Below are 25,631 nucleotides of genomic sequence, written 5' to 3' on the forward strand. Positions count from 1 at the left end.
CCCCAATTCTAGGTGTCTGATCCAGGTTATTGAACGAGGGCGCCGGAAAGCCGCCGTCTCACGATACCGGCATGAAAATCCGCGCCGTGGAGAAGCCCTTCGTCGTTGAAGTCGTAGCCGGGGTTGTGCAGCGGCGCAGACTCCATGCCGTTGCCAAGGAAGACGAAGCAGCCCGGCACATGGGCGAGGAAATGGGCGAAGTCCTCAGACCCGGTCATCGGCTCGGCGGCGAGTCTCGCATTCTCCGGCGGCAGAATGGCACGTGCAACGGCAAAGGCCTCGTCGACGAGGGCCGGGTCGTTCAGTAGCGGCACGAATTCCCGCGTATAGGTGACGCTCGCGGTGACATTATGCGCCAGCGCGGTGCCCTCGGCGATGATGCGCATCTGCCTTTCGATCGCCGCACTCACCTCCGGCCGGAAACTACGGGCATCCCCCAAGATCCGCGCCAGACCCGGAAGCGCATTGCGCGTGCCGTCGGTGATGAGTTCCGTCACCGAGACCACGCCCACATCCGTCGGGCTTAGCCGGCGTGCCACAATGGTCTGGAGGCTGGTCACAAGCGCACAGGCGGCGACCAGCACCTCGTTGCCCCAATGCGGCCGCGCCGCGTGGCCGCCGACACCCTGGAGCACGATCTCGAAATTGTCTTCCGCCGACATGATGGCGCCAGGGCGTGTTTCGAAATGCCCGACCGGCAGGCCCGGCATGTTGTGGATGCCGTAGATCTCCTCGAAGGCGAAACGCTGCATCAGCCCGTCGTCGAGCATGGCCAGTGCGCCCTTACCCCATTCCTCCGCCGGCTGGAAGACGAAGCGCACTGTGCCGTCGAAACCGCCCTCCTGCGCCAGTACTTTTGCGGCACCGAGCAGCATGGTCGTGTGTCCGTCATGGCCGCAAGCGTGCATGACGCCCGGATTGCGTGAGCGATAGGCTCTCTCCTCCTGCTCGGTGATCCGCAACGCATCCATATCCGCCCGAAGCGCAATGGAACGGTTGCCCTGCCCTCGCCGCAACGTTCCGACAACACCCGTTCCGCCGACGCCTTCCACGACCTCATCGAGGCCGAACTCGCGCAGCTTTTTCGCAACGAAAGCCGCGGTTCGCGTCTCCTCGAAGCCGAATTCGGGATGGGCGTGCAGGTCACGCCGCCAGGCTGTCATTTCGGCTTGAAGGGCGTTTCCGTCGATTGTCATGCCGGTTCTCCCTTCCCGTTCCGCGTAGCTACGAGCGCGGGCGAAAGCCCGACGATTTCCTCGTATTTTCCGGGATCCGTCGCTCCTTCCGTATTGATCAGGAGGATCCGCGATTGACCATCGATACCAAGATCTGCCTTCACGGCCGGATCGGCGATGGCACGCATCAGGCCAGCAAGGCCGACACCGCCGCTTTCCCCGGCAACCACGACCGGGTCGCCGGCGACAGGATTGGCGAGCTGTTTCATCGCCGCGATGGCATCCTCCTCGTCGACGGTCATGAAGGCATCAGCGGTACGCGACAGGATGCGCCAGGCGACAAGCGAGGGCGTATAACATTCGAGCATGGCCATGACGGTCGGCGCGCCATGGGCGATCGTCACCGCATGGCCAGCGCGCGCCGTCTCGAACAGGCAGGCCGCCCGTGCCGGATCAACAACCGTGAAGACCGGCCGCACCGCCTCTGGTTCCAGCGCCAGATGGCCGGCCACTGCGGCGGCGATGCCGCCGACGCCAGACTGCACGAAGACATGGGACGGCGGCGCCGGCAATGCTCGCAGCGCCTCGCGCACCAGCGCGGTGTAGCCTTGCATCACCAGCCCCGGAATACGCTCGTAGCCGGGCCAGGACGTGTCGGAAACGATCGTCCAGCCCTTCTCCTCCGCCACCCGCGCAGCCTCCAGCACAGAATCGTCATAGGTGCCGTCGACACGGATCATCTCCGCGCCAAACCGGGCGATGGCGGCGACGCGCTCGGCCGAGACGCCGGCATGGACGAAGATCGCCGCCTGCGCGCCCACAAGTTGGGCACCCTGCGCCACCGACCGGCCATGGTTGCCGTCCGTGGCGCAGGCAAACGTCATGGTCCGCGCGACGGCTGCCACCTCCGGTGCCCGCAACGCGGCGACGTCCACCGTTCGTCCGAGCCTCTCGCCGGCCTCCTCCAGCACGAGGCGGATCACCGCATAGGCCCCGCCCAGTGCTTTGAAACTGCCGAGACCGAGACGATGGCCTTCGTCCTTGATGTGGATCGCCGCGACCCCGTGTCGTTTCGCCAGGCCGGGCAGCGCGACGAGCGGTGTTTCCGCGTGATTGTCCCGGAAGGAAAGATGGCGCTCCACTTCGGCGGCGGCTTCAAGGCCGAGCGTTTCGGCATCGCGCGGGTCGAGCGCCGTACGATAGTCGGCATGGGTATTCTTCAGGAACATGGTGGCCTCCTCGGTTGGAAGCTAAACGATATTGCATCACGACTGAAATGAGCGCTGATATTTGCCGTGTCCTTTGCAAGTTTGTTTCATCTGGAGCTGTCTAATGCACCATCCGCCGCGCCTCGATGCCTTCGACCGGAAAATCCTCGCCATCTTGCAACAGGACAACACCACGCCGCAACGCACGATTGGCGAGGCGGTCAATCTCTCGGCACCCGCCGTCCAGAGGCGGATCAAGCGCATGACGGAAGACGGCGTCATCCGGGCGAATGTCGCCATTGTCGATCCCGCCGCGGTTGGCCAGTCCATCACGCTCTTCGTCGAGGTGGAGGTGATCAGCGAGACGGCCGAGCACATCGAGGCCGCCAAACGCGCCTTCGCCGCCACGCCGGAAATCCAGCAATGTTACTACGTCACCGGCGAGGCGGACTTCATCCTCGTCGTCACCGTGCCCGCCATGGCCGACTACGAAGCTCTGACGCGGCGCCTCTTCTTCGGCAACAACAATGTCAAGCGGTTCCGCACGTTCGTCGCGATGGACCGCGTGAAGGTGGGCCTAGGCGTTGTGGTGGAGGCGTGAGAGCCGAACCGCAACTTGCGAAGCAACGGAAATCCGTCGCTTATGTCGCCTGCAAAGGTGAGGATACGCCCGATGGGATGGAAGACATCTGCTTCTTCAGGCGGCTGGCGGCCATCGCGTAGCCGCCGGCGGCGCCGTCGATGAAGTGCATGTGATCACGGCTGAGCGCCGTCGGCACGATGCAGGTCATCAGCGCCGAATCCTGCCGGTGCAGGCCGAAGCGGCAAATGCCGGCGCGCATGGCGTCCTCGAGCCGGGTTTCGATCTGGCGCAGCCTTTCCGGATCGATGTCGATGGTCATTTTCAGGCCATCGTCGAATTTGCGGAAATCGGTGTTGCGGGCAACATCCTGCCGATACACTTTCGGATCGAAACGACCGAGCGTCAGGCCGAGACGATAGAGACCAACAGTCAGCAGATATTGCCCCAGAATGAACAGCCGGTGCCGGAAGCGCCTTCCCTTCGGAGCCGTCTTGGTTTCCGCCGATAGACCCGCAACCGACAATCCCATCTGCGGTCCTTCCGGCGCAATCGGATGGCCCTCCCGCTCTTCGCCGGCGGCCAGTGCGACGATATCAAGGACCAGCGCCTGAAAGGCCTCCACGGCGCCTGAACCGGCAGGAACCGCGAAGACCGAGACGATGTCGCCGTGCCGGGATTTGATCGGGTTCCATCGGCAGGACAGGCCGGCCAGATCCGGACGGGCGCCTGGCGGCGCCGGCGGAACGGTGAAAAGGCCCTCCTTCATGCGCGCTTCGGCCCAGCTCGATCCGCCGCCGGCAAACATCGCATAGGAAAGATCCGGGGTAACCTGGAAGCGCGCAACGCGGACTTCCAGGCCGGCCGCAATGACATCGGCAACGGGCACGAGAGCGGCACGCAGCGTCAGGTGCAGTTCCTCGCCCACCCAGCTTTGCACTGCCGAAAGTGCAGCCAACGCCTTCTCCACCCCCGAGGGCGGCACGGCAACCAGGGCGCCATCGCCGCCGAACACAAAGGGAAGGTCGTTGTTGCCGAGCGCGTTGAGGATGGCCGAGATGACGCTGGCGCCGGCCATGTTGACCGCCTTGTAGCGGCCGGCCTCGATCGCCCCGGTGGAATCGACGATATCGGCCGTCGCCAAAGCCCAGTCGGATGGCAGCGTCCGGTAATTCCGGCTGTCGGCAACGCCTGCGAAATCGACGAAGGCGGAAAGCGTGCTGAAAAATGTTTCGCTGGAAGGCTCGCTCATGCCGCAAGGCTACCATATTCGCGCAGGACAGGCGACGTGGTTCGGCGGCCAATCAACCGGCTTCCTCATGATATCCGAGACGGGGGATGGCGCTCTTGATTTCGCGGCGGCGCGCCCCCATCTACCGATCACTGCCCGTTATGATGATTGCCTGCAGCGACAGATTTGTCGCGCGTTCGCAGCTGTCCGGGTCCGAAGGGCGCTCCCCGAAAGGGTCGAGCGCCCTTCGTCATTTGGCGAGCCGCAAGCATCGGCCCCCTTGGCCAACTTTGTTTTGAAGCGCCGCGTCAAGCTGGCGGCAAGTTGTCATGCCGATATCTGCTTCATGCCCGATTTTCGCGGCGAAAGAAGCACTGCAAACAGCAGTGTGAAGACCAAGGCCATCCCGACATAGAGGATGCGGGTCGCGAAGGATTCGGCCGCACTTCCCGGCAGCGGCGACACCCCCAGCCCGAACAGGATCAGGAAGATCGTCAGGGCGCCCGCGAAAACCGGTGCGTCCTTCGACGGGGCGGCTGCGCGCCCGCCAAGCAGAAGCGCGGCCACCAGGACGATGATGAAGATCGTAAAAAGACTGGGCCGCAGGTCCAGGATCGCATAGGCGAGCGAGGCGAGAACGCCGCCGAAGAGATTGACAATCACAAGCCCGACCGCTGCACGACCGCTTGCCGCGAGGTCGAGTTGTCCGAGCAGCGATGCCACGGTTATGGGAATGACCGCAGCGGCGTTGAGATTATCGTTCGTCAGGCAGATCGCGACCGATGCGAGGAGGATTGCGGTGTTGGCCAGTGCGCGCGCCAGAGCCGGGGGGCGCTCTTCGGGTGGCGGAACATCGGCGCTCTGCGCAGGCGGCTCGGGAAAGATCGCATGGGCGATCCACGCGAGAACCGTTGCGGACAACACGCCGCTGACGAGGATGAAGAGGATGGAGCTGGCAAGCTCCTTGTTCAGGATTCCGAGCAGCGGCACGATGATCGCAACGACGAGGACGAGAAAGACCGCAGGACCGCCCTTGCCCGTCGATTGCGCGACGAAGCACGAAAAATAGACCAGTCCCAACATCGGGAGGAGCACCAGGGGATGCTCAGCTGTCAGGATCGTCAACCCCATCATGGCGATCCCCGTGAGCAGGATCACCAGCGCTGCTCCGATAGTCTTTCGCAGCGGCATGGGCTGCGCGCTTCCCAACAGGAACTGCGCGGCGAACAGCGGTCCGAGAAACGGAACGATGGCGCCCGAAAACACCGCGAACGTGAAGCCGACGGAGACCGCGAAAGCGACCCGCAGCCCCTTGCGCTTCTGCTCGGCGACGGCGGCGCTGTCAGTTGACATAGGTCAGCACCGAAATGATGCGCATCCGCAACGATCCCCATGCATTGGTTATCGGGTTGTCTCCGGTATAGATGACGACATTTGCCTGCGAGCCGTAGCGCACGCCGCCCTTTGGCCTGTCCGCCTCCTCGATGGTGAGCCGAACGGGAAAGCGCTGTGCCTCGCGAACCCAGCCGCTGTCGTTCTTGATCGTCGGCAGCCCGGTGCTTGGGTCCGTTCCGCCCTGCGACACGCCAAACCCGACGCTTTCCACCGTCGCCGGGAAAAGCCGTCCCGGCAGGGCATCGAACAGCACCTCCGCCCGGTTGCCGACAGCAACCTTCTCGAGGCTGTTCTCCTTGAAGGCCGCGTTGATCCAAATCGTGCCGGCGTCGATGAAGGTCATGGCGGGCTGGCCGGCCGAGACGACCTTGCCGATGGTGAGCTGAAGATTGGTGACGACGCCCGCCGACGGCGCCTTAACGACCGTGTGGAGAAGATCGAGCCGGGCTTTTTCAAGCGCGGCGAGCGCTGCCCTGAGCTGCGGATTGTCCTTGCCCGTCGGGCCGAGCTGCTCTCTCGCCTTGGCAAGATCGGCCTGTGCCCCCGAAACCGCCGCCTCCGCCTGATCATAGGCAGACTTGGCCGCATCGAACCGCGCCTTGGAATAGACGCCGCGCTGCACCAGTTCGGAGGCGCGGGCATATTGGTCGCGCAGATTGTCCCGGTCCACCTGGATCTGCACGAGCTTGGCCTGGGCGGCGTCTACTGTCGCCGTCGACGCACCGATCGACTGGCCGGCACTGGCAAGCGCCGCCTCGGCCTCGCTGACGGCAAGCTCGTAGCGCGTGGGATCGATGCGGAAAAGAACCTGATCGGCCTCGACCTGGGCATTGTCGGCAACGCCGACCGCCACAACCCGGCCTGTGACTTCGGACGCGATCCCTACGATATAGGCCTGCACCTGGGCTTGCGACGTCGAAGGCGTGCGCCGTTCCATGAAGATCGACAGCACGAAGAAGGCCAGCGCCAATGCCACGACGACCAAGGCGATCCTGCGCAACGGATTGCGCGGGGGCGGTGGCGGGACGGGCTCGTCAGAAATCTCGGAAACCACTTTGTCATCCTTCAAATGCACGGGGTCGATGGGCTGCCGTCCAACGACGATTTCGGGTCACACTCTCATCAGCAAGGCCATGCCACACCCGCACAGCGGGCAGTGATGCTGCGATGTTTGCTGATGAACGCGAACGTCGTGGAATAAGTTACCGTAGCCAACAGCTGCACGATCGCCTGCTTTGCCTGCTATCGCAGCCCCCCACAGGACGTGTTTATGGCGGCGTGTCTCTTTCAACGGCCGGGCAGGCTTTGCCGTCGAATGCGCACATCTTTGCGGTTTTCCGCGACTGCACGCCTGTAAACGGCCGGCCACCAACGACGCCTATCTTAGCAAATCAATGATAGCCCCCAACCCGATTTCCGCAAATCCTCATCCGCAACACGGCGTGCAATTTCTCCCAGAAACGGACGTAACTTACCCGAAGTTACGGGCAAGCGCGCACGCCATCGCGTAGATTTCCCTTGGCGTCTATCGATCACTGCAACCGCCGGGGGGCGACAGTGAGCAATGGCAGGACGCCCGCGGGGAATATCGGTGATCAAAGCGGGTTGCGTTGCCTACCAGAAGCCCGGGGTTCTTCCCCGTCGCCTGAAATCGATCCTTGTCTGCGCCATGCTGATCGTGCTCGGCGGTTGCGGCGGCCATGCCCGGAACGTGCTCGTTCCCGTAGCGGACAGCGAACAAAAATCCACCAAAGTGAACATGCTCGTGACAACGACGCGCAGCCGCTCCGTGGTTCAGGGCGAAATGTTCACGGGCGAACGCGCCCGCGACGCCGCCTTTGCGGATATCACCGTCTCCATCCCGCCCAGCGACGCCCGGAAAGTGGGGGAAGTCGCCTGGCCAAAGAAGCTCCCCTCCAATCCGGCAACCGATTTCGCAACACTCAAGGCGGAGGAGATCAACCGCGAAGGCGCGCAGAAATGGCTGAACGCTTCACTGAAAAAAAGCGGAGACGGCAGCGTGCTGGTCTTTATCCATGGCTTCAACAACCGCTTTGAAGATTCCGTCTATCGCTTCGCACAGATCGTCCAGGATTCCGGCGTCCACAGCGCTCCGGTGCTGGTGACGTGGCCGTCACGCGGGAGCCTGCTTGCATACGGCTATGATCGGGAAAGCACGAACTACTCGCGCAACGCGCTGGAGATGCTTTTCCAGCATCTCGCCAAGGAACAGAATGTGAAGGAGGTCTCCATCCTCGCGCATTCCATGGGAAACTGGCTTGCTCTGGAAGCGCTGCGCCAGATGGCCATCCGCAATGGCCGGCTTCCGGCGAAATTCCAGAACGTGATGCTGGCTTCGCCGGACGTCGACGTCGACGTCTTCCGCCAGCAGATCGCCGACATGGGCGAACATCATCCCAATTTCACATTGTTCGTCTCGCGAGACGACCGCGCGCTTGCGGTATCGCGCAGGGTATGGGGCGACGTAGCAAGGCTTGGCGCCATCGATCCCGAGCAGGCGCCGTTCAAGCAGGAGTTGGCGGACAGCCAGATCACGGTGATCGACCTCACCAAGGTCAAGGCGGGCGACAAGCTCAACCACGGCAAGTTCGCGGAATCGCCGGAAGTCGTGCGCCTCATCGGGGCACGGATCTCCGACGGGCAGACGTTGACCGACAGCAAGGTGGGGCTGGGCGACACGCTTCTTGCCGCAACGACGAGCACGGCGGCGGCTGCCGGCAGCGTGGCAGGCCTGATCCTTGCCGCTCCGGTCGCCGTCATCGATGCAGATACGAGAGACAACTATGCGGGCCATGTCAGCAGCCTTACCGGCTCGGCCGATACGAAAGGGCGGCCGTCGAAATGCGTGGCTGGCGACAACGGACAAAGGACGTGTGCACGCCAATAGCGGCAAGCAGCGGGACTTCGAGCGACGTCATTCAAGCAAGGGCAAGTGATGGCAGCATTTTCGAAAATGGTCTCCATCGGCACGATGCTCACCGCGTTCGCGCTGGCGGTCGTCGTTCTCCTCGGCGTTTCCGTAAGCGCAGCGCAGGAGAACACCGAAGCGAAGGCACAGCCCGAGAGCGTTCAGCATTTCATCGGCCTGCTTGCAAATCCGGACGTACAGGCGTGGCTTTTAGAGCAACAGAAAAGCGCCACGCCAGCCAAGACGGAAACGGAACCGGCGCAACCAGCGTTGGGCGACGCGGTTTCCTTTGCCGACGTTACGACGAAATTTCGCAGCCATGTCGCTGACCTTCTCGCCGCCGCGCATTCCCTCCCTTCGGAGACTTTGCGCGCGGGCGCGCTGCTCGAGCGCGACATTCGGACAAATGGCGGAACACGCCCGGTTTTCCTGGTCGCGGCGTTCGTTGCAGCAGGGCTCGGCGCCCAATGGCTGTTCCGTCGGGCCAGCGCTGGCTGGCGAGCCCGCATGGCGACCGCATCCTTTGCAACGGTGCGGGAGAAGTTGATCGCCATCGCTGCCCGCCTGCTGTGGGTGGCCTGCTACGTACTCTCCTTCGGGCTCGGCAGTATCGGATTTTTTCTCCTGTTCGAGTGGCCGACGCTCATCCGCGAAGTGGTTGTGGCGTACCTGTTCGCGATCGTCGTCTTCCGCCTCGCAACGGCACTGCTCGACGTCTTTCTGGCGCCGGTCCGGGAAAACGAGAACCAGTTTCGCCTCGTGCCGGTTTCCAATGAAACGGCACAGTTCTGGGCAGAGCGTCTGGGCTACGCCATCGGCTGGTACGCCTTCGGCTCGGTCACCATCCGCCTGCTTGGCACGCTCGGTTTTTCCGATGCCACCCGCCAACTCGTCGCCTATTCCCTCGGCCTCGTGCTCTTCGCAATCGGCATCGAAGCTGTCTGGTGCGCGCCGCGTGAAGCGCCCGCTGGCCGCGCCGGCCTGCGGCTTCGAAAGATCCTTTGGACGGCCTATCTGGTTGGTGTCTGGCTGCTGTGGGTCATCGGCGCGATAAAGCTGTTCTGGATCGCCGTCGTCTGCGCAGCACTACCGGCCGCCATCGCCCTCACCAGGGCGTCCGTCAGCAACATCCTGCGTGCGCCCGGGGCGGAGGACAGCCAGGAGAAGGGTACCGTCCTCTCGGTGATCATCGAACGCGGCATAAGGGCGGCGCTGATCGTCGGAGCGATCGTTTTTCTCGCCAATGTGCTGGGCGTCCGCCTCACCGAAATGACGATGCAGGATTCGCCAGCACTCCGCCTTGGCAGGGGCCTGTTGAGCGCGGGTATCATTCTCCTCGTCGTCGATCTCGCCTGGAACATCGTCAAGGTGCTCATCGACCACAAGATCGGCGACAGCCAGGAGGCGTTCGAGATCGGCAGCGAGCAGGAGCGCCGACGCTCTCGGATACGGACGCTGCTGCCCATCCTGCGCAATCTCCTGATGATCCTGTTTGCGGCGGTCGCCGTCATGATGGCCTTGTCCTCGCTCGGCATCGAGATTGGCCCGCTGATCGCTGGGGCCGGTGTGGTCGGCGTTGCCATCGGCTTTGGCGCGCAGACGGTGGTCAAGGACATCATCAGCGGCATGTTCTACCTGCTCGATGATGCCTTCCGGGTCGGCGAGTATATCCAGAGCGGCAGCTACAAGGGCACCGTCGAGGCTTTCAGCCTGCGCTCCGTCAAGCTCAGGCATCATCGCGGCCCGATCTACATCGTCCCGTTCAGCGAACTGGGCGCGGTGCAGAACATGAGCCGTGACTGGTCTGTCGTTAAGTTCTTCCTGTCCGTCGCCCACGATTCCGACGTGCCGCAAGTCAAGAGCATCACGAAAGCCGTTGGCAAGGCCCTGCGCGAGGATCCCGAATTCAACCCGCTGATCATCGAGAACCTGAAGATGAAGGGTGTCGAGGAGATCAACGACTACGGCATCAAGCTCAGCTTCGGGATGACCATGAAACCCACGTCCTTGCAGTCGGCCATCCGCCGCCGGGCCTATGCCATGCTTCGGGAAGCCTTCAACAAGAACGGCATCAAGATCGCCGTACCGACCGTGCAGGTTTCGGGGGGCAAGGACGAGGACAGCGTCGCTGCGGCGCAGAAGACGCTGGCAACGCAGAAAGCGGCGCTGATGCCCGCCCCGACGTGAGAAGGCCGCCCTTTCGGTGAAACCAAACAGACGAGGAGGTTGGAGGACATGAAGGCCCCGGAAAGCGCATCATCCTTACTCGCCCCATGGGTCCGCGCGCCCGTCATCACCCGCTCTCCCCGCTAGGGACTGCCAAGCGTCACAAAGCCAAGAGGAACCGTTCCATGGATTTCACAGTCATCGATGCCGCGCTCGTCGGAAACCTGCTCCTCCTGCTTCTCATCGGCATGGGGCCGAAAATCGCCCTGGTGCCGTTTCTGGAAAAGACCCATGCCTTCGATGCCGAAACCAAGGCGCGCATCGGTCGCCAGATGGTCATAGCCGCGCTGATTACGGCTCTGCTGCTTTTCGCGACCGGCGCTCTGTTGATGCGGCTTCTCCACATTACGGGCGGTGCCGTCGCCGTGGCCGGCGGCATCATCCTGGCACTTCTCGCGATCAAGATGGCGGCCGGGCCGATCGAAAAGCCGCATGACGAAATCGGACTGCCCGTCGATCCGGCAAAGATCGCCATCTTTCCGCTCGCCGTGCCCTATTTGCTCAACCCCGTCGGCATCACGGTGATCATTCTCGTCTCGGCGGAAGTCTCATCGATTGCCGGCGTCGCCATGGTCATCGGCTTGATCCTGCTGGTTGCCGCGTTCGACTATCTCATCTTCACCAACATCGATGTGCTGGCAAAGCGCATGAAGCCTGCCAGCCTGGTCGTCTCCGAAATCGTCTTCGGGATCCTGCTCACTGCAGTCGCCGTACAATTGTTCGTAACCGGGCTGGGTAAACTCGGGATCATTTCCGCGGTCGCGGTTCACTGAGCGTTGCATGATCTGCTTGTGGCACGCCGGGCAACTTGGCCCGGCGTGCCCAACCGACGAGAAAGACCGGCCCGGCCTTTCGTTCAAGGCATTTGTTGGTGATCACCTTCACCTCTCTCCGGCAGCCTTCGCTCTTCCCCGAGCTTCGGCGACCTCGTCATTCGCCGCCATGGCCTCCCCTCGCAAACACGCAGCCTTCAGTGATTGTGCCTCGGCGGCGTCTCCGCGATCTTGCGAAAATCGGCAGCACCTTCGATAACCGCGCCGTCCGCAAGCTGGGTCACGGTCTGGCGGTAGAGCCGCTGCCAGGGCGTTGCATCAGCAGGAACCGGCGGAATGCCGTCTTCCTTTCGCCTCTCGATCTCGGCAGCGTCCACCATCATGTCGCAGCTGCCCTTCTCGAGGTCGATGCAGATCGTGTCGCCGGTCCGTAGCCAGGCGAGGCCGCCGCCGGCCGCACTTTCCGGCGATGCATTGAGGATAGAGGGGCTGTCCGCCGTGCCGGACTGGCGCCCGTCGCCGATCGTCGGCAGGCTGGTGATGCCGCGCTTCAGCAGATGATCCGGCGGCTGCATGTTGACGACCTCCGCCGAGCCCGGCCAGCCGAGTGGCCCGGCACCCCGAATGACGAGGATGGTGCGCTCGTCAATGTCGAGCGCCGGATCGTTGATGCGCTTGTGATAGTCCTCCGAGCCATCAAAGACGACGGCCCTTCCTTCGAAAACGCCTTCGCGGCCAGGCTCGCTCAAATAGCGCGCCCGAAACTCCGGCGAAATCACCGAGGTCTTCATGATCGCGAAATCGAACAGATTGCCCTTCAGCACGAGGAAGCCCGCGCGTTCTTTCAGCGGTTCGCCATAGGGTCGGATGACCTCGCGATCGGTCGCCGCGCGGCCTTCGAGGTTCTCCACCATGGTCCGCCCCGTCACGGTGGGACAGCCTCCGTCCAGTTTTCCCGCATCGAGCAGTTCGCGCATGATCGCCGGCACGCCACCGGCGCGGTGGAAGCGCTCGCCAAGGAATCGTCCGGCCGGCTGCACATTGGCAAGCAGCGGAATGTCGTAGCCATGCACCTGCCAGTCCTCGGGCTTCAGGTCCACGCCGGCATGTTTCGCCATGGCCATCAGGTGCGGCTGGGCGTTGGTCGAGCCGCCGATCGCGGAATTCACTCGGATAGCATTGAGGAAGGCCTCACGGCTCAGGACGTGCGAGGGGCGGATGTCCTCCAACACCAGTTCCACGGCGCGGCGGCCGGTGCGGTAAGCCATCTGGCCGCGTTCGCGGTAGGCGGCGGGGATGGCTGCGCAGCCGGTCAGCGACATGCCGAGCGCTTCGGCGAGCGCATTCATGGTCGAGGCTGTCCCCATCGTATTGCAGTGGCCGATGGAAGGCGCTGAATCCATGGCCGCCTGCAGGAACTGTTCATCATCGATCGTGCCCGCCGCCAGCTTGCGGCGCGAGCGCCAGATCACCGTACCGGAACCAACGAGATCACCCTCATTCCAGCCGTCGAGCATCGGCCCGCCGGACAGCACGATCGCCGGGATATCGACCGTGGACGCGGCCATCAGCGCAGACGGCGTGGTCTTGTCGCAGCCTGTCGTCAGCACGACGCCGTCAAGCGGATAGCCGTAGAGGATCTCGACGAGGCCGAGATAGGCGAGGTTGCGGTCAAGCGCTGCCGTCGGTCGCTTGCAATTTTCGAAGATAGGATGCGTCGGGAACTCGATCGGGATGCCGCCCGCATCACGGATGCCGTCGCGCACGCGTTTTGCCAGATCGACATGATGGCGGTTGCAGGGTGTCAGGTCGCTGCCGCTTTGCGCAATGCCGATCACCGGCTTGCCGGAACGCAGTTCCTCCGGCGTGATGCCATAGTTCATGAAGCGCTCGAGATAGATCGCGGCCATATCGATGTGATCGCGGTTATCGAACCAGTCCTGCGAGCGCAGCCGGCGTTTGCCTGTCGTTTCGTCCGTCATGAAATCTGCCTTGTGAAAATATCCGTTCGCACTGTTCCACCGCTTCCCTTCGCGATCAACCGGCCGGCGATGCAGTGTTCCGCTTTATGCAGCTATCAAAATTGCTGACTGGATCGGCTGGAGGGAATGTGTCACAGCCCTCGCATCCCGAGACCCGAGTTCCCGCCATGACAGACATGACCGCCGCCTCCCCTGCTTCAGGCACCGCCCGCCTTGGTGTGATCCTGATGCTGCTCGGCATGGTCATGTTCTCGCTGAACGACGTGCTCGGCAAATGGCTGGTGGCGACCTACTCCGTCGGCCAGCTCATGCTGATCCGCAGCATCGCCGCAATCGTCGTGCTCGCGCCGTTCTTCTGGCGCGTCGGCTGGCGCCGCCTCATCGATGTCGACCGGCCGAAACTGCACCTGCTGCGCTCCGCCCTCTTCGCCTTCGAGGCCTCCGGCTTCTACTTCGCCGTCGCCTATATGCCGCTTGCCGACGCCATGACCTACTGGCTTGCAGCCCCCATCTACGTCGCGGCCATGTCGCCGCTGCTGCTCGGCGAAAAGGTCGGCTGGCGGCGCTGGTCGGCCATCATCGTCGGCTTCATCGGCGTGGTCATCGCACTGGAACCATCGAAGGACAGTTTCACCCTGCCCGCCCTGATCGCGGTCGCCGGCAGCCTCGCCTTCAGCCTTGCCATGGTGCTTGGCCGATCGCTGCGCGCCGCACCCGATACGACGCTGGTCTTCTGGCAGGTGGCGGGTGCCGCGATCTTCGCGGGCGTCTGGTGCCTTGTCGATCCGGCAGGCTGGGCGCCGGTCAGCAGTGTCGATTTCGGCCTGCTGAGCCTGCTCGGCATCGTGGCGATGGGCGCGCATATGCTGGTCAACCGCTCGCTGAAGCTGGCGGACGCCTCGACCGTCGTACCGCTGCAATACACGCTGCTGATCTGGGCCGTGCTCTTCGGCTGGATGTTCTTCGGCGATGCGCCGCGCCCGGCCATGCTGATCGGCGCCGCCGTCATCGTTGCCTCCGGCCTCTTCATCTTCTTCCGCGAGCAGCAGCTGAAACGCCGCGCCCGCGGATAAGAAGCCGACGCGCAAACCGCTACTTGCCGAACGTGTAGGTCGCGATCGACTCCGGCTTCATCTCGATGGAAAAACCCGGCAGCGAGGGCGGCATGTAGGCGGCATTCTCGATGCGGCAGGGGTCGATGAAATGTTCGTGCAGATGGTCGACGAACTCGATCACCCGGCCTTCCTTGGTGCCTGAAACCGCGATGTAGTCGATCATCGACAGGTGCTGCACATACTCGCACAGGCCGACGCCGCCGGCATGCGGCCAGACCGGCAGGTCGAATTTGGCCGCCATCAGCAGCACGGCGAGCACTTCGTTGAGGCCACCCATGCGGCAGGAATCGATCTGCACGATGTCGATCGCGCCCTCGGCGATGAACTGCTTGAACATGATGCGATTCTGGCACATCTCGCCTGTCGCGACCTTGACGGGATGGATCGCCTCGCGGATCGCCTTGTGGCCTGCAACGTCGTCCGGGCTCGTCGGCTCCTCGATGAAGAACGGCTTGTAGGGTTTCAGTTCCTTCACCCAATCGATCGCCTGCCCGACCTCCCAGACCTGGTTGGCATCGATCATCATGTAGCGATCATCGCCGATGACCTCGCGGGCAATGCGCAGGCGCCGTTTGTCGTCTTCAAGATCGCGGCCGACCTTCATCTTGATATGGGTAAAGCCCTGGTCGACGGCTTCCTGGCAAAGCCGACGCAGCTTCTCGTCGCCATAGCCGAGCCAGCCGGCCGAGGTCGTGTAGCAGGGATAACCTTCCGTCTCGAGCTTCACAATGCGCTCCGCCTTGCCCACTTCTGCCGTTTTCAGGATCGCGAGCGCCTCGTCCGGCGTCAGGGCGTCGGTAAGGTAGCGGAAATCGACGATATCAAGGATTTCCTCCGGGCTCATTTCGGCGACGAGGCGCCAGACCGGCTTGCCGGCCTCCTTGGCCAGGAGATCCCACACCGCGTTGACCACCGCACCGGTTGCGAGATGCATGGCACCCTTGTCCGGCCCGATCCAGCGGAGCTGGCTGTCGCTCGTGACATGGCGCCAGAAGCGGCCGGGGTTTTCGCGCACCCAGTCAAGATCGAGGCCAATTACCAGGTGCTTCATTGCATCGATCGCGGCACAGCAGATCTCGTTGCCACGGCCGATGGTGAAGGTCAGACCGTGCCCTTCCAGACCGGCATTTTCGGTGCCCAGCACGACATAGGCGGCGGAGTAGTCCGGATCCGGGTTCATCGCATCCGAACCGTCGAGGCTCTGGGAGGTGGGAAAGCGCAGGTCGATCGAGCGAAGGCTGGTGATCTTGGTCATGGGAGCGGCCCTTGGCGTGGTCGAGTTGGCCGCCGGCGTCCTGCCGACGGTCGGAGGTGTCTTAGATGGTCCAGCCGCCATCGATGGCGTAGGCCTGACCGGTCGTGTAGGTGGCGCCGGCGAGATAGACGGCGAGATCGGCGATCTCCTCCGGCGTGCCGATGCGGCCGATCGGCTGGCGGGCGATGAAGGCGGCGCGCGCCGTCTCGTAGTCGCCCTGCGCCTTCAGGCGATCCTGCAGCGACGGGCTTTCGACGGTGCCGGGGCAGATCGCGTTGCAGCGGATGCCCTGCGCCACATAGTCGGCCGCGACCGACTTGGTGAGCCCCACGACCGCGGCCTTGGTAATGGTATAGGCAGCGCGGTTCGGCACACCCTTCATGCTGGAAGCGACGGAGGCCATGTTGATGATGGCGCCATCCTTGCGCTCCAACATCGCCGGCAGGACCGCCCGGATGGTGCGCACCATGGCCCTCACGTTAAGATCGAAGGCAAAGTCGAGGTCCTTGTCCGCCATGTCGAGGATCGATCCCGCATGCACGAAACCGGCGCAGTTGAAGAGCACGTCGAACGGGCCGGTGGCGGAAACGACGCGATTGACGGCCTCTTCGCTCAAGACGTCTAGAACATAGGTTTCGATATTAGCCTCGCCGGCAAGGCTCTTCAGGGCGTCGGCATTGATATCGGTGGCGATCACCGTGGCGCCTGCGGCAGCAAAGGCGAGCGCGCTCGCCCGGCCGATCCCCTGCCCGGCGGCGGTGATGAGGACGCGCTTGTTTTCAAGTGACTGGGACATGTGGACTCCTCGATAGAATGTCAGGTGTTCGGGCGACGCTCGACAACATAGATGTGATCGGCGGCAAGTACGACCTCACCCTTTTGATTGATGACTTCCGTGCGCTCGACGATGCGGCCGGAACCGGCGCGCTTGGGGTCGTCCTCCTTGCCCGTTATCGTCACGCGGGTGTGGATGGTGTCGCCGATGAAGACGGGTTTGATGAAGCGCATGCGATCGTAGCCGTAGGAGAAGGCGGCCGGATTGATGACGCTGGCGGTCAGCCCGACGCCGATGGAAAAGACCATGGTGCCATGGGCGATGCGCTGGCCGAAGGGCTGCGTCTTCATGAATTCCGCATCCATGTGATGCGGGAAGAAGTCGCCCGTATGGCCGGCATGCACCACGAAATCCGTTTCCGTGATCGTTCGGCCGTAGGTCGTGCGGCCCTCGCCGATCGCATAGTCCTCGAAATACTTGACCTGTTCCATGTCCTGTTCCTGTCTAGGGCCGGGCGGCAAGCGGCGTGGCGGGCGCGGCGCTGGAGGCGTAGGCCGCCTCGACGAGCGCCATAGTCATCCAGGCATCCTCGACCGAGGAGACCAGTTCCTTGTCTTCGCCCGAAACGAAACGCTGGAGGTTCGCCATGCGGCCGACGAAGGCATCCGGAAACCAGGTCCCTTGCAGCGGCACGGCGACCCAGCCATCGCCGCCATTCGGATAGATTTCGAGAATGTCCGGCTCGCCGCGCGGATAGTCGAGATTGACGCCGAGTTGGAGATAGGCCGCGCCTTCCGTACCGGAAACACGAAACTCACAAGCCTGGTGCTTACGACCGAATTTGTGGTCGTGGTTGATCGACAGCGCGCAGCGCACGCGATCGCCATAGTCCAGGATCGCGGTGGTGCGGGTCTGCGCCATCCTATGGTTCGGATGGCCGATCGACTTGGCGTGCACACCCTTGGGATCGCCCAACACCTGACGGATCACGTCGAGATAGTGGATCGAATGCATGGCGATCTCGATGCGCGGCAGGCCTTCGAGGAAGGACCACAGCTGCCATGGCGTATCCAGCGCCAGATAGACGTCGAAATCGACGACCTCGCCGAGCAAACCCCTGGCGATGGCATCCTTCAGCGCCAGCATCATCGGCGCGAAGCGGAGCTGGAAGTTGACGGCCGCCTTGAGCTTCTTGTCGCGGCAGATATGCAGGATTTCAGTCGCCGCGGCGAGATCGGCGCCCATCGGCTTCTGGATCAGCGCTGCCGCGCCATTGGGAAGTGCTGCAAGCACCTTGGCATGCGCGGCTGGTGGTGTGGCGAGATCGAAGATAGCATTCTCGACGGAGGCTGCTTCCTCGACGGTCCGGTAGGCTGTGACACCCCACTTTTCAGCGAGCGCCTTCGCCTTGTCATGATCCGGATCGTAGAGCCCGGCAATCGGGAAGCCGCCCTTGCGATAGGCCGGATAATGCGCGTCGCCGACGATCGAGCCCGCGCCGAAGGTGACGATCGGGCGTGGTTTCGACGGCAGAGGCCAGGACTGTACAAGCGATTTGGGATCGAAGTCAGGCATGAAAGAACACCTCTTCCATGCCCGCCCACCATTCACCTTCCTTGCGCGTTTCCAGCGGCGCCTGGCAGGGCATGCAGACGGCCCACCATTCCTGCGTCTTCGGGTCTGCCGCCATCTTCGCCATGTCGGCGGCGTAATCCGTGCCGTAGTATTCGAAGAAGGAGAAGAGCAGGTTTTCCGGCTCCTTCAGGAAGATCGAATAGTTTTTGATGTTGCAGGCCGAAATCCTCGCCAGCACCTCCGGCCAGACGGCGGCGTGCAGGCGCTTGTATTCTTCGATCTGCTCAGGCTTCACGCCGATCACCATGCCGATGCGCTGCATGTCTCAGGCTCCCTTGCGGATCTCGCGCTCGAATTCGGAAATCGAGCGGCTGCGGATCGCGTCCCAATCCCAGTCGATGCCGAGACCGGCGGTCATGGGCGCGAGCGCCATGCCATTCTCGATCTTCAGACGCGAGGTGGTAATGTCGTCGAGCTGCGGGATGTACTCGACATATTTGCCGTTCTGCACCGCGCAGGTGAGGCTGACATGCAACTCCATCAGGAAGTGCGGGCAGACCGGCATGTCGAAGGCTTCCGCCGCATGCGCCACCTTCAGCCAGGGCGTGATACCGCCGATACGGCCGGCGTCGACCTGGACGATCGAGCACGCGCCCTTCTGCATGTATTCGCGGAAGTGGCGGATCGAGTAGAGCGATTCACCGATGGCGATCGGCGTCGAGGTCGATTGGTTGAGACGGACATGACCGTCGATATCGTCGGCCGGCAGCGGTTCTTCGATCCAGCCGAGATCGAGCTCGCGCAGGCGTTCTGCCCGACGGATCGCCTCGTCGACGCTAAAACCCTGATTGGCGTCCGTCAGGATCTCGTAGCCATCGCCCACAGCCTTGCGCACCGCCGAAAGCCGCGCAAAATCCTCGGACCCGTGCGGCTTGCCGATCTTCACCTTGGAGCCGGAAAAGCCCTTCGCCTTGGCGTCCAGCGCATCCTCGACCAGCGCTTCCACCGGAATATGCAACCAGCCGCCTTCCGTCGTATAGAGCGGGCAACGGTCTTTTGCACCGCCGGCGAGCTTCCAGAGCGGCAGGTTCTGTTTTCGGGCGCGCAGGTCCCAGAGCGCGGTGTCGATGGCGGCGAGCGCAATCGAGGTGATCGCGCCGATCGTCGTGGCGTGGGTGGCGAATTCCAGTTCGTGCCAGATCGCCTCGATCTGGTCGGCATCCCGTCCCAGCAGACGAGGCGCAAGGTGATCGGCGAGAAGCCGCATGACGGACGAGCCGCCGGTGCCGATCGTATAGCTGTAGCCGGTGCCGACCGCGCCGTCGCTGTCGGTGATGGTGACGAGCGGCGTTTCCTGGGAAACGAAACTCTGGATGGCATCCGTGCGCTCGACCTTCGGGCGAAGGTCGACCATTTTCAGTTCGACGCGTTCGATCGTCGCCATGTCAGCCTCGCAGGGTGCGGCCGCTGTCGCGGTCGAAAAGATGAGCCTGCGATAGGTCGAAGCAGAACGGCAGCGCCTCACCGGGCGAAAGCCGCCGCGGGTTCAGCATGCGGCCGACCCATTCCGCGCCGGCATAGTCCGAGAAGACCAGAGTCTCGTTGCCGAGTGGTTCCGTCAGGATGACGCGCAGATCCTGCTTGTGCACGTCGGCATCCTCGCCGGAATGGATACCGTGGCCGGCAGGGTAGAGATCATCCGGGCGGAGACCAAATGTCACCTTCTGCCCGGCCGTCACGCGTTCCTTGAACCGCGCCGGCAGCGGCAGGCGGTCGCCGTTTTCAAAGACCACCTGGCCGTCAGCCACTTCGGCATCCTTGAGGTTCATCGGCGGCGAACCGATGAAGCCCGCGACGAATTTAGACTGCGGGCGCTGGAAGACATCCTCCGGCGTGCCGACCTGCTCGATATAGCCATCGCGCATGATGACGATGCGGTCGGCCAGCGTCATCGCCTCGACCTGGTCGTGCGTGACGTAGATGACGGTCGACTGGACCTTGGCATGCAGCTTCTTGATCTCGACGCGCATCTGCGTACGCAGCTTCGCATCAAGGTTTGAGAGCGGTTCGTCGAAGAGAAAAACCTCCGGATTGCGCACGATGGCGCGGCCCATGGCAACACGCTGGCGCTGGCCGCCGGAGAGTTGCGAAGGGCGGCGGTCGAGCAGGTGAGTGAGGTCGAGTGTCCTGGCCGCCTCTTCCACCTGCGGCGCAATCTCCTCCGGCTTCTGGCCGGCGATCTTCAGCGAAAAACCCATGTTCTCGCGCACCGTCATATGCGGATAGAGCGCGTAGGACTGGAACACCATGGCAAGGTTGCGCGAGCGCGGCGGCAGGTCGTTGACGATGCGGCCGCCAATCTTGAGGTTGCCCGCAGAAATCGGCTCCAGCCCGGCGATCATGCGCAGCGTCGTGGACTTGCCGCAGCCGGAGGGGCCGACAAGCGCGATGAATTCGCGGTCGGCGACCTCGAGATCGATACCATGCACCACTTCGACGGCGCCGTAGCGCTTGACCAGCTTTTCAAGGGAAACGGTTGCCATGGATTATCCTTTGACTGCGCCGGAGGTGAGGCCGGAAACCAGATGCTTCTGCACGATGAAGGTCAGCACGAGGGCGGGAATGATCATGATCACCGCCAGCGCGCACATGCCGCGCCAGTCGATGGTGAACTCCGCCGTATAGTCGAGCAGGCCGACGGGCAGCGTCTTGGAATTGACGGAACGGGTCAGCTGCGAGGCAAGCGCAAACTCGTTCCACGAGGTGAGGAAGGCGAAGATGCCGGCGGATGCGATGCCGGGGCCAGCGAGCGGAAACTCCACCTGCCAGAACGCCTGCCAGCGCGTGCAGCCGTCGATCTGCGCGGCTTCTGCCAGATCCTTCGGCACCTGCCGGAAGAAGCCGTCGATCAGCCAGATGGTGAAGGGCACATTGAGCGCCACATAGGCGATGATCAGCCCGAAATGCGTGTCGATGATGCCGAGCTTGGAATAGACGAAGAACAGCGGCAGCGAGAGCGCGATGCCGGGCACCGTGCGCGTCAGCATCAGGCCGAGGAAGATCGAGGATTTTGCCCGAAAACGGAAGCGGGCGAAGGCGTAACCGCCGGCCATGCCGAGCGCCAGCGCGATCGCCGTAGAGGTCACGGAGATGATCAGCGAATTGCGGAAATATTCGATGACGGGAATACCACCCTGCCCCACGCCGGAAAACATCGCGACATAGGCATCGAAGGAGAGGTCCTGCGGGATCCAGACCGGCGGCTTCGCCATAATCTCGACCGTAGGACGGAAGGAGGCCAGTACGATCCACAGGCCGGGCAGGCAGATGACGGCCATCGCCAGGAACAGACCGATCTTGTGCGCGATCGACAGAAGGATGCCGTTGATGCGGGCTTTTGCGTTCTCGTTCATCTCACCACTCCCCCTACCATTCGGCTGCAATCTGGGTCCGCGCGGCCGAGAGCTTGCGGAAGAAATAGACGGTGAAGACGATGGACAGCAGGATCGCGACATAGGCCATGGCATTAGCAAGGCCCATGCGGGCATCGGCGTAAGCCGTGCGCGAGACCAGCGTCCAGAGCAGTTCAGTGCGCTTGGCCGGGCCGCCATCCGTCATGATCTTCACGATGTCATAGGCGCGCGCGACGTCGAGCGAACGGATCGTCATGGCGATATAGGCGAAGGGCATGATGAACGGCCAGGTGACATAGCGGAAGGTCTGCCAGGGGGTGCAGCCATCGACGCGCGCCGCCTCGATCGGCTCCTTCGGCATGGCGAGCAGACCGGCGAGGATGAGGATCGCGAAGACCGAGGTGGACGACCAGACTTCGGCGATGAGGATCGCCGTGAAGGCGAGCGTGCCATCGATCAGCCACGGGACCGCCTGGTCCGTCAGGCCGAGCGACTGGAGCGCATTGTTCACGAGGCCGATATTGTCGTTGAACATGAACTTGAACTGGAAGCCGACGAGGATCGGCGAGAACATCATCGGGAACATCATGATGGTGCGCAGCAAGCGCTGGCCGCGCGTGGCCTTCTCGACCAGCATGGCCAGCCCCAGGCCGAGCAGCATTTCGACATTGAGCGCGACGGTGAGCAACAGCACGGTCCGGCCGAATGCCGTCCAGAACTCCAGGTCCGTCAGGATGCGAACATAGTTGCGAAAGCCGATGAAGGTGTAGAGCGACGCCGGCTGCGTCAGCCGGAACGGCGTGAAGCTCGAATAGAGCGACAGGATCAACGGGATGATGACGACGGCTGCCAGCACCAGGACGGCGGGCAGCAGAAGCAGAAACGGTGCCGGTGGCCTCCAGCCTTTCATGTCGGCTTCTCCTGTCTTCACGAATGCAGGAAAGACACCGCTTGCCGAAGCCGGCAGACGGTCCTGTCTTTCAGAATGTCACTAAAGGTGGCGCGTGGCGCCGGGCGAACCGGCGCCACGCTTGGCAATCAGAGTGCGCCGGCGTCTTCGAGGATCTGCGTCGCCTTTTCAGCGGCCGCATCCAGCGCTTCCTTGGAGGTCTTGTCGCCAAGGATGGCGGCCTGGAGCTCCGGATAGACGGCGTTGGAAATCTCGATCCACGACGGCGTCTGCGGAACCGCGAAGGCGTGTTTTGCCGCCTCCTGGAAGGCAGTCAGGACTTCCTTGCGGTACGGATCGCTTTCGGCCTGCTGGATGTTGTATTCCCAGACGGCGGTGCGCGTCGGCAGCGGACCGGCAGACGATTCGAGCTTCTGGCTGTCCTCGTTGGTGAGGAACCAGGCGAGCGAAGCGGCCGCTTCCTTGTTGGCGCAGCTTTCCGTGACCGAGAAGCCGTGGTGGCCGGACCAGCCGGTACGCTTGCCGGAAGAACCGGCCGGCTGCACCTTCACGCCGACATTGCCGGCAACCTTGGACGACTTCGGGTCGTTGAAGAAGCTCGCCCAGCCAGGCCAGTCGAGGTTGACCGCAATCGTGCCCGACGCAAAGCCCTGGCCGAGATCATCCCACAGATAGTTCGTCGTGCCGACCGGCACGGCCTTCGCCTTGTAGAGATTGACGAACCAGTCGAGCGCGCGCACGCCGGCTTCCGAGTTGAAGGTCGGCTTGCCATCGGCATCGAGATACTCGCCGCCTTCGGCGACCAGCATTTCATAGAAGCGGCCGTTGATCGCCTCTTCCTTGCCGGCATATTGCGTGCCGTAGAAATCCGGCGGATTGGAGAAGAACGTCGCCTGATCGGTGACTTGCTGCCAAGTGTCCGGCGGGGTCAGGTCATAGCCGTATTTCTCCTTGAACGCCGCCTTCTTGGCGTCGTCCTGGTAGAGGCTCTTCTGGTAGTAGAGGGCCGAGACGTCGAACTGCGCGCGCGGCAGCATCACCAGCTTGCCGCCGAGCGTGGAGGCCGCGATGTTGGCCGGCACGAAGGCAGCGATCTCTTCCTTCGGCAGCAAAGCCGCAAGATCGGTATAGATATCCGGATACTGCGGGGCGAAGGACGAGTGGTTCGAGCCGACGCACCAGGTGATGTTGCCGGTCGCGATGTCCGACTTGATCTCCTTGTCCAGCTCGAAGTGGTTCTTCTTCGAAAGAACGTTCACCTTCGCGCCGGTCGCCTTCTCCCATTCGGCGATGCGCGCATAGAGCGCTTCATATTGCTGACCGCCGATGAGCTTTGCATCGACGGTAACGCCTTCGAATTTTCCGGGCAGATCGGCGGCGAGCGCAGAGCCTGCGCACATCAACGCACCGACAGCGACGCCGGTTAGAAATCTCGACATGTTCTCCTCCCATGTGGCTTTCGCCAGCCCTCACCAATAAGAGCTTCATTCATATACAAACCAATTATTCATTCTTCGTCAAGCAGAAAACCGGTTTACCGCATTGCCACGCCTTATTTCTGCGTATATGAATTTACTCATTCACTGGAGGATCTCAGGTGTCGGAAGAGGAAAACGATCGCTACCGGGCGCCGGCGCTCGACAAGGGTCTCGACATTCTGGAGCTCCTGGCGGCCGTCGATGGCGGGCTGACCCAGGCGGAAATCGCCAAGCGGCTCGATCGCAGCCCGAACGAATTCTACCGCATGCTCGACCGGCTGGTGAAGCGCGGCTACGTCACGCGCATTGATGGCGACCGCTTCTCGCTGACCCTGAAACTCTTCGGTCTGGCACAACTCCATGCGCCGGTGCGCCGCCTTGTTTCCTTCGCCGTACCGCTAATGCGCGAGCTTGCGGAAGCCTCGCGCCAGGCCAACCAGCTCGTCGTCTTCGACCGCGGCAATCCGGTGGTCATCGCCCAGCAGGAGGCGCCGGGCTACTGGGGTATTTCTATCCGCGTCGGCTCGCGCATCGGCCTGTTCGACACAGGCTCCGGCCATGTTCTGCTCGCCTTCCGCTCGACGGAGGAGCGCGAACGCATGATTGCCGAGCATATCGGCGACAGCGGCACGGACGGGCGCGTAACGCCGGAATTTTTGGCGCGGCTCGACCTCATCCGCACGCGCGGCTATGAGATGATGCCGAGCGCCCAGACTGCAGGCGTCATCAACCTTTCCGCCCCGGTGCTCGGTGCCGACGGCACCGCGATCGCCGCGCTCACCGTGCCCTATATCACGCTGATCAACACACCCGCCCCCGACATTTCCACGACGATCCAGCTGATCAGCGAGACGACCAGCAAGCTTTCCGAGATGGCAGGCGCCGGCTTCACTACCGAAACATAAATTCGTATTTGAATAATCCATTCCCATGTGGCAGCTTCCTCTCGTTCAGAGGAGGCCCGCATGACATCGACCGTTGGAATCGAGAGCACCCACCCGAGGACCATGCCGGAGGCCCATGCGGCGCTGCCGGTCTGGAACGCGGAAAACTGGTTCTACGAGGATTTCGAGATCGGCCACAAAATCCGCTCGCTGCGCCGCACCATCTCGGAAGGCGAATCGATGCAGTTCAACGCGCTGGTGCTCGACATGCACCCCTATGTCGGCGACCAGATTTTTGCCGAGACCGAAGGCCTGTTCGGCCGCCGCCTCGTTGCGGGCGCCTTCGTATTTTCGGCCGGGCTCGGGCTGGTGGCGACCAATTGCGTCAACGCCTTCTCCTACGGCTACGACCGCCTGCGCTTCATCAAGCCCGTCTTCATTGGCGATACGATCTACACGATCCGCACCAATCTCGACAAACAGCCGAAGTACGACGACCTCGGCCTCATCCGCGCATCCTATGAAGTTTTCAAGGGCGAAGGCGAGTTGGTGCTCTATTGCGAGCACATCCAGACCGTACGATACCGGGACGGCAAACCTCCGGCTTGAGGGACGCGCAAGCGTGCAGGGTGTTGGCAAATATCGCCCTACCCTCGACGCCATCCTCGGCCTCGAGCCGAGACCCAGATTTCTCAAAAGCTCATGGATGGTCGGGTCAGGCCCGACC

23 protein-coding genes are annotated in these 25,631 nt (G+C 62.9%); 7 read left to right on the forward strand and 16 right to left on the reverse strand.

Annotated elements, in window-relative coordinates; translation table 11 throughout:
• Nucleotides 1-26 precede the first annotated feature (26 nt).
• Both AC1RT2_RS02530 and AC1RT2_RS02535 read right to left on the reverse strand, forming a co-directional pair.
• Complete coding sequence (locus tag AC1RT2_RS02530; RefSeq protein WP_493099183.1) at nt 27-1,196, reverse strand: M20 aminoacylase family protein; 1,170 nt, start codon at nt 1,194-1,196, stop codon at nt 27-29.
• On the reverse strand, nt 1,193-2,404 hold the full coding sequence (locus AC1RT2_RS02535; RefSeq protein WP_493099185.1) for a diaminopropionate ammonia-lyase: 1,212 nt from the start codon (nt 2,402-2,404) through the stop codon (nt 1,193-1,195). Before AC1RT2_RS02535 ends, AC1RT2_RS02530 begins: the two co-directional genes overlap by 4 nt.
• A gap of 103 nt (nt 2,405-2,507) precedes the next feature.
• Between AC1RT2_RS02535 and AC1RT2_RS02540 the strand changes: the two genes are divergently transcribed.
• The gene (locus tag AC1RT2_RS02540; protein WP_493099187.1) at nt 2,508-2,984 is read left to right on the forward strand and encodes an Lrp/AsnC family transcriptional regulator; all 477 of its coding nucleotides are present in this window, start codon (nt 2,508-2,510) and stop codon (nt 2,982-2,984) included.
• Nucleotides 2,985-3,024: 40 nt separating this feature from the next.
• Here the strand turns inward: AC1RT2_RS02540 and AC1RT2_RS02545 are convergent, their stop codons facing one another.
• The 3 genes from AC1RT2_RS02545 to AC1RT2_RS02555 form a co-directional block, all read right to left on the reverse strand.
• Nucleotides 3,025-4,215 (reverse strand): DUF3095 domain-containing protein, encoded by a 1,191-nt coding sequence (locus tag AC1RT2_RS02545; RefSeq protein WP_493099189.1) that lies wholly within the window; start codon nt 4,213-4,215, stop codon nt 3,025-3,027.
• A 306-nt stretch (nt 4,216-4,521) separates the two neighbouring features.
• Entirely contained in the window at nt 4,522-5,547 is a 1,026-nt protein-coding gene (locus AC1RT2_RS02550) for a DUF2955 domain-containing protein (protein WP_493099191.1), read from the reverse strand.
• Nucleotides 5,537-6,643, reverse strand: coding sequence for an HlyD family secretion protein (locus AC1RT2_RS02555; RefSeq protein WP_493099193.1), 1,107 nt, complete (start codon nt 6,641-6,643; stop codon nt 5,537-5,539). Before AC1RT2_RS02555 ends, AC1RT2_RS02550 begins: the two co-directional genes overlap by 11 nt.
• Before the next feature lie 615 nt (nt 6,644-7,258).
• Between AC1RT2_RS02555 and AC1RT2_RS02560 the strand changes: the two genes are divergently transcribed.
• The 3 genes from AC1RT2_RS02560 to AC1RT2_RS02570 all read left to right on the forward strand — a co-directional run bounded on the left by AC1RT2_RS02560 (nt 7,259) and on the right by AC1RT2_RS02570 (nt 11,517).
• Nucleotides 7,259-8,497, forward strand: a complete 1,239-nt coding sequence (locus AC1RT2_RS02560; RefSeq protein WP_493099559.1) for an alpha/beta hydrolase — start codon at nt 7,259-7,261, stop codon at nt 8,495-8,497.
• Nucleotides 8,498-8,545: 48 nt separating this feature from the next.
• Nucleotides 8,546-10,705 carry a mechanosensitive ion channel family protein gene (locus AC1RT2_RS02565; protein ID WP_493099195.1) on the forward strand — a complete coding sequence of 720 codons (2,160 nt, stop codon included), beginning with the start codon at nt 8,546-8,548 and terminating at the stop codon, nt 10,703-10,705.
• Between the two features lie 164 nt (nt 10,706-10,869).
• On the forward strand, nt 10,870-11,517 hold the full coding sequence (locus AC1RT2_RS02570; RefSeq protein ID WP_493099197.1) for a MarC family protein: 648 nt from the start codon (nt 10,870-10,872) through the stop codon (nt 11,515-11,517).
• A gap of 197 nt (nt 11,518-11,714) precedes the next feature.
• On the opposite strand, the gene AC1RT2_RS02575 is transcribed toward AC1RT2_RS02570, so the two are convergent.
• Nucleotides 11,715-13,499, reverse strand: coding sequence for an IlvD/Edd family dehydratase (locus AC1RT2_RS02575; protein WP_493099199.1), 1,785 nt, complete (start codon nt 13,497-13,499; stop codon nt 11,715-11,717).
• A 167-nt stretch (nt 13,500-13,666) separates the two neighbouring features.
• Between AC1RT2_RS02575 and AC1RT2_RS02580 the strand changes: the two genes are divergently transcribed.
• On the forward strand, nt 13,667-14,572 hold the full coding sequence (locus AC1RT2_RS02580; RefSeq protein WP_493099201.1) for a DMT family transporter: 906 nt from the start codon (nt 13,667-13,669) through the stop codon (nt 14,570-14,572).
• Between the two features lie 19 nt (nt 14,573-14,591).
• Here the strand turns inward: AC1RT2_RS02580 and AC1RT2_RS02585 are convergent, their stop codons facing one another.
• The 10 genes from AC1RT2_RS02585 to AC1RT2_RS02630 form a co-directional block, all read right to left on the reverse strand.
• Nucleotides 14,592-15,869 (reverse strand): L-fuconate dehydratase, encoded by a 1,278-nt coding sequence (locus AC1RT2_RS02585; protein ID WP_493099203.1) that lies wholly within the window; start codon nt 15,867-15,869, stop codon nt 14,592-14,594.
• A gap of 61 nt (nt 15,870-15,930) precedes the next feature.
• The gene (locus AC1RT2_RS02590; RefSeq protein ID WP_493099205.1) at nt 15,931-16,665 is read right to left on the reverse strand and encodes an SDR family oxidoreductase; all 735 of its coding nucleotides are present in this window, start codon (nt 16,663-16,665) and stop codon (nt 15,931-15,933) included.
• 20 nt (nt 16,666-16,685) lie between these two features.
• Nucleotides 16,686-17,135: a MaoC/PaaZ C-terminal domain-containing protein gene (locus tag AC1RT2_RS02595; RefSeq protein ID WP_493099207.1), complete on the reverse strand. Its 450-nt coding sequence runs from the start codon at nt 17,133-17,135 to the stop codon at nt 16,686-16,688.
• A 13-nt stretch (nt 17,136-17,148) separates the two neighbouring features.
• Nucleotides 17,149-18,219, reverse strand: coding sequence for a Gfo/Idh/MocA family protein (locus AC1RT2_RS02600; protein ID WP_493099209.1), 1,071 nt, complete (start codon nt 18,217-18,219; stop codon nt 17,149-17,151).
• Entirely contained in the window at nt 18,212-18,541 is a 330-nt protein-coding gene (locus AC1RT2_RS02605) for an L-rhamnose mutarotase (protein ID WP_493099211.1), read from the reverse strand. The genes AC1RT2_RS02600 and AC1RT2_RS02605 overlap by 8 nt, the downstream gene beginning before the upstream one ends.
• A gap of 3 nt (nt 18,542-18,544) precedes the next feature.
• On the reverse strand, nt 18,545-19,663 hold the full coding sequence (locus AC1RT2_RS02610; protein ID WP_493099213.1) for a mandelate racemase/muconate lactonizing enzyme family protein: 1,119 nt from the start codon (nt 19,661-19,663) through the stop codon (nt 18,545-18,547).
• A 1-nt stretch (nt 19,664) separates the two neighbouring features.
• Nucleotides 19,665-20,762, reverse strand: a complete 1,098-nt coding sequence (locus AC1RT2_RS02615; RefSeq protein WP_493099215.1) for an ABC transporter ATP-binding protein — start codon at nt 20,760-20,762, stop codon at nt 19,665-19,667.
• 3 nt (nt 20,763-20,765) lie between these two features.
• Nucleotides 20,766-21,632 carry a carbohydrate ABC transporter permease gene (locus AC1RT2_RS02620; protein ID WP_069062611.1) on the reverse strand — a complete coding sequence of 289 codons (867 nt, stop codon included), beginning with the start codon at nt 21,630-21,632 and terminating at the stop codon, nt 20,766-20,768.
• Nucleotides 21,633-21,645: 13 nt separating this feature from the next.
• On the reverse strand, nt 21,646-22,542 hold the full coding sequence (locus AC1RT2_RS02625) for a carbohydrate ABC transporter permease (protein ID WP_493099217.1): 897 nt from the start codon (nt 22,540-22,542) through the stop codon (nt 21,646-21,648).
• Between the two features lie 128 nt (nt 22,543-22,670).
• Complete coding sequence (locus AC1RT2_RS02630) at nt 22,671-23,981, reverse strand: type 2 periplasmic-binding domain-containing protein (RefSeq protein WP_069062609.1); 1,311 nt, start codon at nt 23,979-23,981, stop codon at nt 22,671-22,673.
• A 158-nt stretch (nt 23,982-24,139) separates the two neighbouring features.
• On the opposite strand from AC1RT2_RS02630, the gene AC1RT2_RS02635 reads away from it, so the two are divergent.
• Together AC1RT2_RS02635 and AC1RT2_RS02640 are read left to right on the forward strand one after the other, a co-directional pair.
• A complete protein-coding gene (locus AC1RT2_RS02635) occupies nt 24,140-24,925 on the forward strand; it encodes an IclR family transcriptional regulator (protein ID WP_493099219.1) in 786 nt (261 codons plus the stop codon).
• 60 nt (nt 24,926-24,985) lie between these two features.
• The gene (locus AC1RT2_RS02640) at nt 24,986-25,513 is read left to right on the forward strand and encodes a MaoC family dehydratase (protein WP_493099221.1); all 528 of its coding nucleotides are present in this window, start codon (nt 24,986-24,988) and stop codon (nt 25,511-25,513) included.
• Nucleotides 25,514-25,631 lie beyond the last annotated feature (118 nt).

Source organism: Shinella sp. GW821-FHT11G07 (genome assembly GCF_058808115.1).